The organism is Granulicella sibirica, assembly GCF_004115155.1.
GTDB classification, from domain to species: Bacteria; Acidobacteriota; Terriglobia; order Terriglobales; family Acidobacteriaceae; genus Edaphobacter; species Edaphobacter sibiricus.
Window position 1 is genome coordinate 1,238,990 of sequence record NZ_RDSM01000001.1, and the last position, 11,610, is coordinate 1,250,599.

Below are 11,610 nucleotides of genomic sequence, written 5' to 3' on the forward strand. Positions count from 1 at the left end.
TCGAAAATCAGGTGTTCTGCTCCTCCAACTGTGTCGAGAGCTCCTCCCACTCGATCATCAGCGCCGCATGATCCGCCCGCATCTTCTCGAGCGACGTGGCGATTCTCTGGGACTCATCCGCCGAGCTGTAGTTCCCCAACTGCTCCTCCGCGGCCGCAATATCACCCTCCAGCTTCGGCATATCGTGCTCCACCGCCGCCAGGCGATCCTCCAACTGCTTCAGCTTGATCGGGTTCAGCTTCTTGATCGGCGAAACAGCAGCTTTCACAGGAGCCGCAACCACCACGACCGGATCCGGTACGTACGCCGGGCTGCTGCGAATCTCCTCCGTCACCTTCTCCGGACCACCCTGCTTCCGCCACAGGTAGTCCTCATAGTTACCCGGATAAATATGAACCCGCCGATCCTCTACCTCGAACACACGCGTCGCGAGCCCGTCGATGAAGTACCGGTCGTGCGAGACGAAGAGCACTGTCCCGGTGAACTTCCGGATCGCATCGAGCAACACATCCTTCGCTCTCAGATCCAGGTGGTTCGTCGGCTCATCGAGCAGAAGCATGTTCGCCGGCGAGACCAGCATCTTCGCCATGGCGTACCGGTTCCGCTCCCCACCCGAGAGCACCCCAAGCTCCTTGAAGACATCGTCGCCCGAAAACATGAAACACCCAAGCAGACTCCGCAACTCCACCTGCGGCACCTTCAGCGCGATCCCGCTGATGTCGTCCAGCATCTTCGCTTTGGGATCGAGCACCTTGTACTGATCCTGCGCGAAGTAGTCCGCCAGAACGTTATGCCCCAGCTTGATCTCCCCCGACGTCGGCCCCTCCAGCCCCGAAAGCATCCGGATCAGCGTCGACTTCCCCGCCCCGTTCGCTCCCACGAGAGCGATCCGGTCCCCACGGTCGATCGAGAAGCTAACATCCTCAAGAATCTTCTTCTCGCCATAGCTCTTGTACAGATGCTGCACATCGATGACGGTCCGCCCCGAAGCCGGAGGCTGCGGAATGGTGAAGTGAATCGTCGCCTCGTCTTCCGGCACCTCGATCCGTTCGATCTTCTCCAGTTCCTTGATACGCGACTGCACCTGCTTCGCCTTCGTCGCCTGCGCCCGGAAGCGGTTGATAAATGACTCCAGATGCTCGATCTGGTCCCTTTGGTTCTTATAGGCCGACATCAACTGCGCCCGCCGCTCTTCTTTTTGCTTCAGATATTTCTCGTAGTTCCCGAAATAGAAATGCGCCCGCTTGTTCCAGAGCTCGACCGTCTTCCCAACGGTGACATCGAGAAAATACCGGTCATGCGAGATCAGCACAAACGCATTCTCGTAGTTCCGCAGATAGTCCTCGAGCCAGTTCCGCGTCTCCAGATCCAGGTGGTTCGTGGGCTCATCCAGCAATAGAAGCGACGGTTTCTGCAGCAGAAGTTTCGCCAGCGCGATTCGCATCTGCCAGCCGCCGGAAAACTCCTCCGTCTGTCGCAGCCAGTCTTCCTTTGAGAAGCCAAGCCCGCCGAGTACCGTCCCCACCTGGTAGTCGAGCGTGTAGATATCGTTCGCATGCATCACGTCGGTGATGTACGAGTAGCGGTCCGCCGCCGCCTCGTACGCCGGACTTCCCGGTTCATGCTCGGCCAGCTTGGCCGAGAGATCCTCGGCCTCCTGCTCCATCGAGCGGATCTCATCGAAGATCGACAGGCATTCATCGAAGACCGACCGCCCCTTCAGCGCCAGACCATCCTGCGGAAGATAGCCGAGCGTCATCCCCCGCGCCCGCGTCATCGTACCAAGATCCAGTTGCTCGACGCCTGCCAGCACCTTCAGCAGCGTCGACTTGCCCGTACCGTTCCCGCCCACCAGGCCGGTTCGTTCATCCGGCGTAATCAGCCAGTTCACATCTTCATAAAGCAGTTTTTGGCCGAAGCGTTTCCCGGCGCCTGAAAGTTGCAGCATGGACCCATTTTCGCATCCCAAGCCGTCGTTCCCGCTGCTTCAACCCGCGCCCGGAAGCATCCGCGTGGCAAACAGTAGCCAAGACACGCCCCAAGCCCCTCTGCTAAGGTCATGAGGAGGGCCGATGGCCATACAGAACGAGCTATTTCCGGAGCCCGAGCCGGTCGTCATGCATTCTGCATCCGGCGCCGCCGCAGACACCGGCCCCGGCGCGCCCGTATGGCTTCAACGCCTCTCGCTCTTCATCCTTGTGCTCTTCTGCATCTACCTCGGCGTCCTCGTCGCCGTTCTCCCCTGGTGGACGCGCGTCTGGGATCACAACATGTTCCTCGCCGCTCGACCACGCCTCGCCGGCGTCCTTCATAACGGAGCGGTCCGTGGCATCATCTCGGGAGTCGGCCTTCTGGATATCTGGATCGGCATCTCCGAGGCGATCCACTACCGCGACTATCGAGACTAAGATCCCTCTCCGGAGCCCCATGTCGAAGGAAATCCCCCCGCCCGACCCCCTCGCCCGCGCACCCCTCGCCTACGAGAACTCCGAGTTCATCGACTCCCCCGACGGCCGTCTTCTCCGCATCGTGGCCGAGTACCAGGAACCCCTCGTCCGCTTCCGCCGCGAGCGCATCCAGGACACCGTCGTCTTCTTCGGCTCCGCCCGCTTCCGCGCCCTTGACGTCGCCAACAAGGAGCTGCAACTCCTCGAAAACACCGGCTCCAGCACCCCGGCCCCCGAGCACGAGCAGCCTGCCACCCCGCAGGAGATCGAAGCCGGCGAAGCCTCCGGGCAAAAGCTCCGCCTCGCCGAGGCCGCCGTCGAAATGGCCTCCTACTACGAGGACGCCCGCCGCCTCGCCTTCATGGTCGCCACCTGGGCTCACACTGTCCCTGGCCCCCGCCACCGCTTCGTCGTCACCTCCGGCGGCGGCCCGGGCATTATGGAAGCCGCGAACCGCGGAGCCTACGAGGCCGGAGCCAAGACCATCGGCCTCAACATCAAGCTCCCCTTCGAGCAGCTCCCCAACCCCTACATCACCCCATCGCTCAACTTCGAATTCCACTACTTCTTCATGAGGAAGTACTTCTTCGCCTACCTGGCGAAGGCCCTGGTCGTCTTCCCCGGTGGCTTCGGTACTCTCGACGAGATGTTCGAGCTCCTCACCCTCGCCCAGACCCACAAGCTCGCCAAGAAGATGACCATCGTGATCTACGGCTCGAGCTACTGGAAGAACGTCCTCAACCTCGACCTCCTCGCCGAAAAGGGAGCCATCGCCTTCAAGGACCGCGACCTCTTCCAGTTCGCCGATACCCCCGAAGAAGCCTTCGCGATGCTCAAAGAGGGCCTAAGCGCCCACATCGAACTCCCGGGGGAAGAGGAACCCGGAAAGGTTCCCTCCGAGCCCGCCCCGTCTGTTCAGGAACTCCTCGGTCCCGACATCGCCCCCACCCGCTAAACTCATCCTGCCCGAATCACCCCTACAGCCCGGGTGCCCCATCCTCACCGGCAGCACCATCGCCGGTAAGGGTGGGAACTTAAACTGCACAACCGCAAGCCGTCGCCCTGGCCCTTGCCCTTGCCTCTCTGGTTGTCATTCCCGTAGGGAATCTGCCATCTGCCTTTGCTTTCGCAAGGACGCTGAGACGCTCAATACTTCGATATGCCGAGCGTGATGATTTGGGATGGAATCGAAGAGTGGTCATACCGACTATCCTCTGCCGTGTCTGGATACCGGCTGTAGATGGCGGTCACGATGCGATGCCCTTCCTCCATCGTGACCAGCGGGAGCACACAGTCGTTTCCGCTATAAACACCCTGCGGAAAGACAGGGCCATTCTCGCCGGAGGAGTGGCCCTCGCGCCACGCAAGGTCAGGAGCCTGCGTGCGCCAGCGATTAAGCGGATGGTACTCGTTCTGGGTGTAGCCATGGCTGATGATGTCGCGCTCAGTAACCGTGAAGGTCACATCGGTCCCGCGTTGTGCGCGCGTCACATCTGCGAAGGCCGCGAAGATGAATATCCCAGCCGTGCCAGCCGCGAAAAGAGGAGAATGCCCTGCCATGCCGATGGGGATCGCCAGCAGGATCATCCAGAACAAGGCGCGCAGAAACAAGTGCGTCCGCGTGTGCCGCTGCGTGACGCGATATTCTAGCCGGTCGGCCAGATCGCGAATTTCAAGTTTCGCAGCCACCGGTACACAGTTTAGCTCCCTTTCTGACGCACCACACTCATCACTAAATTTGAAGCACCATTGTTGGTGCAGTCACATACGCTTCATCAGAAATCCGGATACTACCCCTGAAACCAGAGGCAAAACTCAAGGGGGCAGAGACCGATGAGCCAGTCCACCATTTCTTACCTTTGGCGTGAACCAAAGGCAGCCAGCCCCTTCGCCACAGGTGTCTCGCTTCACAGCCATACCAGCCAGTCCAAGGAGACCCTCGACTTTATCGCCGAGCTCTCCACCGACTGGAAGCCCCTCCAGCCCATCCTCCGCTGGCTCGAGGACCGTTGCGCCCGCGTTTCCGGTGTCCGTCCCGACTACGCCCGCAGCTACTGGACTCCACCCCTGACCCCGCGCCTCGCCTTCGACCTCGAACGTGAGCAGATCGAGCAGAAGCTCGGCCTCCCCGCCCTTGTCAGCCTCACCGACCACGACGACATCTCCGCTCCCTTGCTTCTCCGCGCCGTCCCCAGCGCCCGTCACATTCCCGTTTCGGTCGAGTGGACTGTTCCCTTCGCCAACCCGCAGGCCGGAACCACCTGCTTCCATCTCGGCATCCACAACCTCCCCAGCGCCACTGGCGTCGAGTGGATGGAGCGCCTGCAGGCCTTCACCGCCATCCCGGTCACCGAGCGGCCCGCCCGCCTTCTCGGCGAATTTCTTGCCGAGCTCCACGAAACTCCAGGCGTCCTCATCGTCTTCAACCACCCGCTCTGGGATCTCTACCGCATCGGCAAAGAGAAGCACCGCTTCCTCGTCAACGACTTCCTCGCCCTCCACGGCCAGTTCTGTCACGCTCTCGAGCTCAACGGCCTGCGCAACTGGGACGAGAACCGCGAAGTCTCCGACCTCGGCCAGCGCTGGAACCAGCTCGTCATCAGCGGTGGCGACCGCCACGGCATCGAGCCGAACGCGAACCTGAACCTCACCCACGCCTTCAACTTCGCCGAGTTCGTTCACGAGGTCCGCGTCCTCCGCCAGAGCCATGTGCTCTTCATGCCGCAGTATGCCCAGCCCTGGAAGCACCGCATCCTGCAGTCGACGCTCGACGCCGTGCGCAATCATCCTCACTTCCCCGAAGGCTCCCGCACCTGGGATGAGCGCGTCTTCCACCCCAACGCCGACGGCGAGATGCGCCCCCTCTCCACAATGTGGCCCGACGGACACGCTCCGCGTTACCTCAGCGTTATCCTGGTCGCCGTTCGCCTGCTCGGCTCCGGACCCGTCTCCGAAACCCTCCGCATGGCCTGGAACGACCGCCAAAATACCGGAGACCTCAAGCCGAGCCTCGCTCCCCGCCAGGCCTGAGTCTTCTTCAATAGCAAATGGCTTTCCGTCTTGCCTAAGGGCACGGCTTCCGCCGTGCCACAAGAGCCTCTTCGGCTGCACGACTCTAGACGCCTGAGTTACGCCTTTGCCTTCTGCGCTGAGCCGCCTGACAAGCCTCTCAGCCAACCGCTGCCAACAACCCGAAAGAGCGATACGCTAGACCCATGCGCCCGCCTCGCGTCGCCTTCTTTCCCGACTCATTCCACGAGGTCAACGGCGTCGCGCACACCAGCCGCAACTTCCTCGCCTTCGCCGAGCGCCGCGACCTTCCATTCCTCTGCGTCCGTGCCGGTGGAACCGCGCCCCGTTCTACGCCGCTCGAGATCACCGGAAACCTGCAAACTCTCGAACTCCCCCGCTCCGGTGCCTCCATCCAGATGGAGAAGGACTTAGATTTCGACCCGCTCTTCTGGCGTCATGCCGGATTGATCCACCGGGCTCTCCGCGCCTTCCAGCCGGACGTCATTCACATCACCGGACCAAGCGAGCTCGGCATCTTCGGTGCCTACTTCGCCTGGAAGCTCGGCATCCCGCTCGCCGCCTCCTGGCATACCAACGTCCACGAGTACGCCGCACGTCGCCTCGCCTGGCTTACCGCGCACCTCGGCCACGATGCCGGGGGAAACCTGGATCGCGGCATCGAACATGGCGCTCTCAGCGCCACACTGTGGTTCTACAGCCTCGCAAAGGTCCTCTTCGCCCCCAACGGCGAACTATGCGAGATGCTCGAAACCGCCACGCACCGCCCCTGCCACCTTATGCAGCGCGGCGTCGATACCCAGCTCTTCTCCCCCGTCCACCGCACCCGGCCCGTCGACGAAAGACCAAGCGCCCCATTCACCCTCGGGTTCGTCGGCCGCCTCTCGGTCGAAAAGAACGTCGCTCTCCTCCCCCGGATCGCCCGCAAGCTAGCAGCCACCAGCCCCCGCCCGATTCGCTTCCTCATCGTCGGCCAGGGAGCCGAGCAGGAGGCCCTCGCACGGGAGCTCCCCGGGGCCAAGTTCGCCGGAGTCCTCCGCGGCCACGCCCTCGCCGAGGCCTACGCCAACATGGATCTCCTCGTCTTCCCGTCCCACACCGACACCTTCGGCAACGTCGTTCTCGAAGCCCTCGCCTCCGGCGTCCCTGCCATCGTCACCCCCGACGGCGGCCCCAAGTACATCATTCAGGAGGGCAAAACCGGCCACATCGTGGCTGATGAACAGTTCTCCGGGGCGATCGAAGGCCTCATCGAGAACCCGATCCGCTTGGCTCGGATGCGCCTCGCCTCCCGCGCGTACGCCCAGACATGCACGTGGGACGCTGTCTTCGACCGCATCTACGAGGCGTACAAGACTCTCCCGGCACCCATTTCCGCCGACCACTCGTGATGGGCCTATCTCATTTGTATTGAAGACTTTAGGGAAACCGATCCCTTTATTTTCAATACTTTAGCAGACGCAGAGGCTCGAAGTCAGAAGCTAAAGCTTTTATTTTGAATACTTTGCGACTTTTACCCAGAGTGGGGAGTACCCTTGCTTCAGCGAATCTCCCCCACAAAAACCCCGTCCGCCTCCAAATCAATATCTTCAACCGTAGCCGGATGCGGCTGCTCCGGTTGCGACCGCAGCAGCGTCCGCAAATAACTCTTTCGCACGCCAACTGTCTTTAGCTCGTCGCCTACCGCAACCTTCGTCGCATGTCCCGAGAGATTGCATGCCACAAGCACCGGCGCACTCAACCCTTTCGCCCGCACCACCCAAACCAGCACATCCTGGCTGTCCTGGTTCAGGTACGTCGCCTGCCCGTCTCTTAAGGACACGTTCGCATGATGCATCTCCGTCAGCGCCCGGTACCACTCGATCATGGCCTTATCCCGCGCCTCGGCCGTCTGATCCTCGTGCGCCGCGTACTCGCTCGCCGGAATCCACAGCCGCATCTCCTCCGCCGAGAACTCCCTCTTCACTGGCGCGACAACTTCGGCACCCTTGCTGGCAAACGGCTCGGCCGCCACCATCGCCGCATCTCCCTCCAACAGCAGCAGCGCCGCCATCACCTTGGCCGTCTCAGCGCGGGTATCGGCAGCTACGAGCAGAGGCAAACGCCCCGCAAGCCCGCCGTCCGCACCAGCCAACTGCTGCCTCACGGCGGCAGTCTGCCCCGCCTGCAACGCCGCATCTACCCGCCGAACCACGAGTTGGGAATCCGGCCCATCCACCCCGTCCGCGATTAAGACGCGTGTTCCCAGAGATCCCGACACTACCGCCCGCAGCCGCTTAACCACCCCCGGAACATCACTTCCCGCCGGAGCCCCATCCCCCCGCACCGCAAACCCCGCCACTCCCCGCGTCAGCCAGAACCGCATCCGTGCCGTCAGATCCTGCTCACCCGCCCCGGAAAAAGCCCCCGCCACTGGCATCTCCAGCACGAGCCGCATCTTCCTGCGCCCGATCTCTTCGATCACCGCGTCAGCATCCTCAACCGATCCGTAAGCGGCATCAACCGGCGAAGGCCCAGCCGTCCCAAGCGCTCCGAGAACAACCGCGTCACACCCCGCCCCCTCCAGCGCTTCAAGCCGAGCCGCGACGGTCTTCAGCGTCACCGCCGTCCCACCCGCAGGCCGCAACCCCACCCGGCAAAACACCCCCCGAGACCACCACGTCTGCGCCGACATTCCCGACCCAGCCCAATTCTTATGTGCCAGCGTCTGCGTTCGTCCGAAACCAGCTGAAGCAAGGAGGAGGAATCCAACACCCCAAGCCGCCAGGCGTGCAGGAAAGCTCAGCAAGCCGCAGCCTCATTCGGGTTCTGAAACGTGTCCGTGTTATCGGCGTCGCTCCCATCTATGCAGGCAAAGTCTTTCTCGAGGATCAGTTCAAGGCTAGTCGAAGCGTCGAGCGCCAGGCTGTCGTAGATCCCGACCTCGCTCTCATCGGTCCAACGCATCACACTCGCCGTCGGGACCACTACCGCGACGTTCCCCGGAGCATACCGGACCGCGATCTTTCTGGCGCCACGCTCATGCTCGAGCGAATAGGTAAACGACTCACCCGCCACGGGTGTGAACTGCACCGTATCCTCAATGCGCCCGCTCTCGACCAGCCGATCCATCTCCGACCGCGAGATGCGCAAACGCAACGAATTTCCTTTGATCCGCAACTTCATCGTGACTCCTGCTCTTCCTGAACACCCAAAATGCGCTCCGCCCCGTGATAGACGTTCAGATGATGCCCACGTAGAAATCCCACAAGCGTAATGTCGAACTGCCGCGCCACCTGCACCGCGAGGCTCGACGGAGCGCCGACCGCCGCAACCGCCGGTATACCGGCCATCAATGCCTTCTGCATCAGCTCAAAGCTAGCCCGTCCCGACAGCAGCAGAAGCCTGTCCCGCAGCGGCGTCCGGTCTGCCAGGAACTCGAAGCCAAGCAGCTTATCCACTGCATTGTGCCGCCCGACGTCCTCACGCACGAGGTGTAGTTCACCCGCCGCATCGAACAGCCCGGCACCATGAATACCGCCCGTCTTATCGAAGACGCTCTGCGCCTCACGCAGTTTGTCCGGCAGTCCATAGAGAACACTGGCGGCGATGCGGAACCGATTCCCGACGCGTGGAGGACAGACCGTCTGCAGCGCAAGCAGCGAAGCCTTCCCGCACACTCCGCAGCTTGACGTCGTATAGAAGTTCCTCTGCAGATTCGCCAGGCTCACCTCAACGCCGGCAGCCAACTCCACACGGACGATGTTGTTCAGTGGCTGATAGGCCAGCGCCGAATCCTGTCGCGCTTCGCTGACTGAGTCGGCATACGGAGTCGCATACCAGACCCGGTCGATATCATCGGCGTCCCGCACCACCCCTTCCGTCATCAGGAAGCCCGCCGCCAATTCGAAGTCATAGCCAGGCGTTCGCATCGTTACCGAGATCGACTTGACCTGCCGGGCGTCGGCTGGCCCATAGGCAAGCTGAATTTCCAGCGGCTCCTCCGCCGCCAGCAGATCACGCACGTCATGCCCGCTGCTGCCCACAAGCTGCGTGATCGTCGTCTCCACCAGCGAGCGCGTCCCGGACACCCTTCCAACCGGCTCTTCTCCAACAATCGTGCTATTAGCAAGGCTACTCATACGCATTCTGATTCCGCCTCTACAGAATACGATGCGCCGGCAGGTTACTCTCGGGCGGTTTGCGGCCCTCGCCGCGCATGGTAGATTTCCTCATGGAATCAAGGGAGTCAGGTGGTTTGCAGCGAAAGGTGGACGAGCACCACATGGCCGCGCTCATCCGCTTCACCGCACGCACCCTCGACACTCCATCTCCCGTACCCTTCGGCGCCCTGATCGTCGACACCGCCACAGGCAAGCCGCTCATTCGTGCCGTCAACGCCGTCCGCGCCGAAAATGACCCAAGCAGCCACGCCGAGGTTCGCACCGTCCGCAAGGCCTGCCGCAAGATCAAGTCGCCCTCGCTCAAGGGCTACACCATGTACACCACGTGCGAGCCCTGCCCCATGTGCATGGCGAACGCCCTCTGGGCCGGACTCGACCGCGTCGTCTACGCCGCCACCATCGAAGACGCGAGCCAACACTGCCGCCAGATTTACATCCCATCGCGCGAAGTCGTCCGCCGCAGCGACATGTCCTGCGAGATAGACGGCCCCATTCTCCGCGACGAGGCCTACGCGCTCTTCACCCACCCCAACATGCTCGCAGCCTTCGCCACTTGGAACCCAAAAGACGGGAACTCAAAGTCCGCATGACCGAAGCCGATCACGCCGCTGTAGCCGCCGCTCTTGCTGGAACAGACGCGCCCGACCGCGTCATCACCAATCCCCAGACCGTCCAGCGCCTCTCGCGGGATTTCTACTGGTATTCTCCCATCCTCAAGGCCCTGCTCGATGACAAGGTGGCCGAGGTCGTCGTCCAGCCCATCTCAACCGACGAGATCCTCCGCGTCCTCGCCACCTGCTACGGGCGCCGCATCCCCGTCACTCCGCGCGGAGCCGGCACCGGCAACTACGGCCAGGCCATCCCCCTCAAGGGCGGAGTCGTCCTCGACCTCTCCCGCATGGATACCATCGAATCCATCACCTCCGAGGGTGTAGCCATCGTGGGCCCCGGAGTCCGCCTAGGCGTCCTCGAAACCACCGCCCGCGTCCAGGGCTGGGAGTTGCGCTGCTACCCAAGCACGGTCGCCAAAGCAAGCGTAGGCGGCTTCCTCGGCGGAGGCTCCGGAGGAATCGGCTCCATCAGCCACGGCGGCTTGCGCGACTTCGGCACCGTCCGCGCCCTCGAAGTCATCACCATGGAGCCTCAACCCCGCATCCTCTTCCTCGAAGGCGAAGCGGTCCACGAGGTCCTCCACGCCTGGGGCACGAACGGCGTCATCACAAAGATTTGGCTCGCCCTCACCCCAGCTGTCGAATGGGCCCAGTGCGCCATCGCATTCCCCACCTTCGAAGCAGCCTTCACCTTCAGCGAGCAAATCGCCGCTGATGACAGATGGACTAAGCGCCTCGTCACCACATTCGAGTGGCCCATCCCTTCCACCTTCGCCCCTATCAAGAGCGTCACCCGCGAAGGCAAAGCCCTTATTTTCATAATGATCGCCGCCAGCGAGCTAGCCGACCTCGAAGCCACGGCAACGGCAGCCGGAGGCGAGATCACCCATGCCGCCCCCTACACTGGCCTCCGCACCATTCCACTCCTCTCCGACTACACCTGGAACCACACAACCCTCTGGGCCATGAAGCATGATCCAGCATTCACCTACCTGCAATGCGGCTTCAGCCCAACCGAAGCCCGCTCCCAGTTCGCCCAGCTCAAAGCCAAGTTCGGCGTCGAGATCCTCTTCCACATCGAATGGATGAAAATCGGCACCGGCGCCGTCATCCCCGGATCCATCCCCCTCGTCCGCTACACCACCGAAGCCCGCCTCAACGAGATGATCGACTTCTGCCGCTCGATCGGCGTCAGCGTAGCCAACCCTCATAGCAATAACGTCGAGGGCGGAGGCCGATACCGTCCCGACAACATTCAGCTCCTCACCAAGTACCGCTACGACCCCCGCGGCCTCATGAACCCCGGTAAGATGGTCACCTTCCAGCCAGCCCCGGAAATGAGCCCCAAGGAGTAAGCAC

General features: G+C 62.3%; 11 protein-coding genes. 6 read left to right on the forward strand and 5 right to left on the reverse strand.

Annotated elements, in window-relative coordinates:
- Positions 1-7 precede the first annotated feature (7 nt).
- Complete coding sequence (locus GRAN_RS05275) at positions 8-1,948, reverse strand: ABC-F family ATP-binding cassette domain-containing protein (protein ID WP_128911915.1); 1,941 nt, start codon at positions 1,946-1,948, stop codon at positions 8-10.
- 124 nt (positions 1,949-2,072) lie between these two features.
- On the opposite strand from GRAN_RS05275, the gene GRAN_RS05280 reads away from it, so the two are divergent.
- Both GRAN_RS05280 and GRAN_RS05285 read left to right on the forward strand, forming a co-directional pair.
- Positions 2,073-2,408: a hypothetical protein gene (locus GRAN_RS05280; RefSeq protein ID WP_128911916.1), complete on the forward strand. Its 336-nt coding sequence runs from the start codon at positions 2,073-2,075 to the stop codon at positions 2,406-2,408.
- A 19-nt stretch (positions 2,409-2,427) separates the two neighbouring features.
- The gene (locus GRAN_RS05285) at positions 2,428-3,402 is read left to right on the forward strand and encodes an LOG family protein (protein WP_128911917.1); all 975 of its coding nucleotides are present in this window, start codon (positions 2,428-2,430) and stop codon (positions 3,400-3,402) included.
- Between the two features lie 191 nt (positions 3,403-3,593).
- Here GRAN_RS05285 and GRAN_RS05290 read toward each other — a convergent pair whose 3' ends face one another.
- Positions 3,594-4,136 carry a hypothetical protein gene (locus GRAN_RS05290; protein ID WP_128911918.1) on the reverse strand — a complete coding sequence of 181 codons (543 nt, stop codon included), beginning with the start codon at positions 4,134-4,136 and terminating at the stop codon, positions 3,594-3,596.
- A 144-nt stretch (positions 4,137-4,280) separates the two neighbouring features.
- On the opposite strand from GRAN_RS05290, the gene GRAN_RS05295 reads away from it, so the two are divergent.
- Both GRAN_RS05295 and GRAN_RS05300 read left to right on the forward strand, forming a co-directional pair.
- Complete coding sequence (locus GRAN_RS05295; protein ID WP_128911919.1) at positions 4,281-5,477, forward strand: PHP domain-containing protein; 1,197 nt, start codon at positions 4,281-4,283, stop codon at positions 5,475-5,477.
- A 185-nt stretch (positions 5,478-5,662) separates the two neighbouring features.
- On the forward strand, positions 5,663-6,868 hold the full coding sequence (locus GRAN_RS05300) for a glycosyltransferase (protein ID WP_128911920.1): 1,206 nt from the start codon (positions 5,663-5,665) through the stop codon (positions 6,866-6,868).
- Positions 6,869-7,017: 149 nt separating this feature from the next.
- Here GRAN_RS05300 and GRAN_RS05305 read toward each other — a convergent pair whose 3' ends face one another.
- Genes GRAN_RS05305 through fdhD form a run of 3 tightly spaced genes read right to left on the reverse strand, consistent with a single transcriptional unit; the run spans position 7,018 to position 9,598 of the window.
- Complete coding sequence (locus tag GRAN_RS05305) at positions 7,018-8,265, reverse strand: alpha-amylase family protein (RefSeq protein ID WP_128911921.1); 1,248 nt, start codon at positions 8,263-8,265, stop codon at positions 7,018-7,020.
- Positions 8,259-8,642, reverse strand: coding sequence for a DUF7009 family protein (locus tag GRAN_RS05310; protein ID WP_128911922.1), 384 nt, complete (start codon positions 8,640-8,642; stop codon positions 8,259-8,261). The genes GRAN_RS05305 and GRAN_RS05310 overlap by 7 nt, the downstream gene beginning before the upstream one ends.
- On the reverse strand, positions 8,639-9,598 hold the full coding sequence (fdhD, locus tag GRAN_RS05315; RefSeq protein ID WP_128911923.1) for a formate dehydrogenase accessory sulfurtransferase FdhD: 960 nt from the start codon (positions 9,596-9,598) through the stop codon (positions 8,639-8,641). The genes GRAN_RS05310 and fdhD overlap by 4 nt, the downstream gene beginning before the upstream one ends.
- A gap of 116 nt (positions 9,599-9,714) precedes the next feature.
- Here fdhD and GRAN_RS05320 point away from each other — a divergent pair, with 116 nt between their 5' ends.
- On the forward strand, positions 9,715-10,230 hold the full coding sequence (locus GRAN_RS05320) for a nucleoside deaminase (RefSeq protein ID WP_161570849.1): 516 nt from the start codon (positions 9,715-9,717) through the stop codon (positions 10,228-10,230).
- Positions 10,227-11,606, forward strand: coding sequence for an FAD-binding oxidoreductase (locus GRAN_RS05325; RefSeq protein WP_128911925.1), 1,380 nt, complete (start codon positions 10,227-10,229; stop codon positions 11,604-11,606). The genes GRAN_RS05320 and GRAN_RS05325 overlap by 4 nt, the downstream gene beginning before the upstream one ends.
- Positions 11,607-11,610: the final 4 nt, after the last annotated feature.

Excerpts from the sequence above, each read along its gene's own strand:
- GRAN_RS05325 (WP_128911925.1), top strand. The coding sequence starts at position 10,227 with ATGACCGAAGCCGATCACGCCGCTGTAGCCGCCGCTCTTGCTGGAACA.
- fdhD (WP_128911923.1), bottom strand. The coding sequence starts at position 9,598 with ATGAGTAGCCTTGCTAATAGCACGATTGTTGGAGAAGAGCCGGTTGGA.
- GRAN_RS05300 (WP_128911920.1), top strand. The coding sequence starts at position 5,663 with ATGCGCCCGCCTCGCGTCGCCTTCTTTCCCGACTCATTCCACGAGGTC.
- GRAN_RS05275 (WP_128911915.1), bottom strand. The coding sequence starts at position 1,948 with ATGCTGCAACTTTCAGGCGCCGGGAAACGCTTCGGCCAAAAACTGCTT.
- GRAN_RS05280 (WP_128911916.1), top strand. The coding sequence starts at position 2,073 with ATGGCCATACAGAACGAGCTATTTCCGGAGCCCGAGCCGGTCGTCATG.
- GRAN_RS05295 (WP_128911919.1), top strand. The coding sequence starts at position 4,281 with ATGAGCCAGTCCACCATTTCTTACCTTTGGCGTGAACCAAAGGCAGCC.
- GRAN_RS05285 (WP_128911917.1), top strand. The coding sequence starts at position 2,428 with ATGTCGAAGGAAATCCCCCCGCCCGACCCCCTCGCCCGCGCACCCCTC.
- GRAN_RS05310 (WP_128911922.1), bottom strand. The coding sequence starts at position 8,642 with ATGAAGTTGCGGATCAAAGGAAATTCGTTGCGTTTGCGCATCTCGCGG.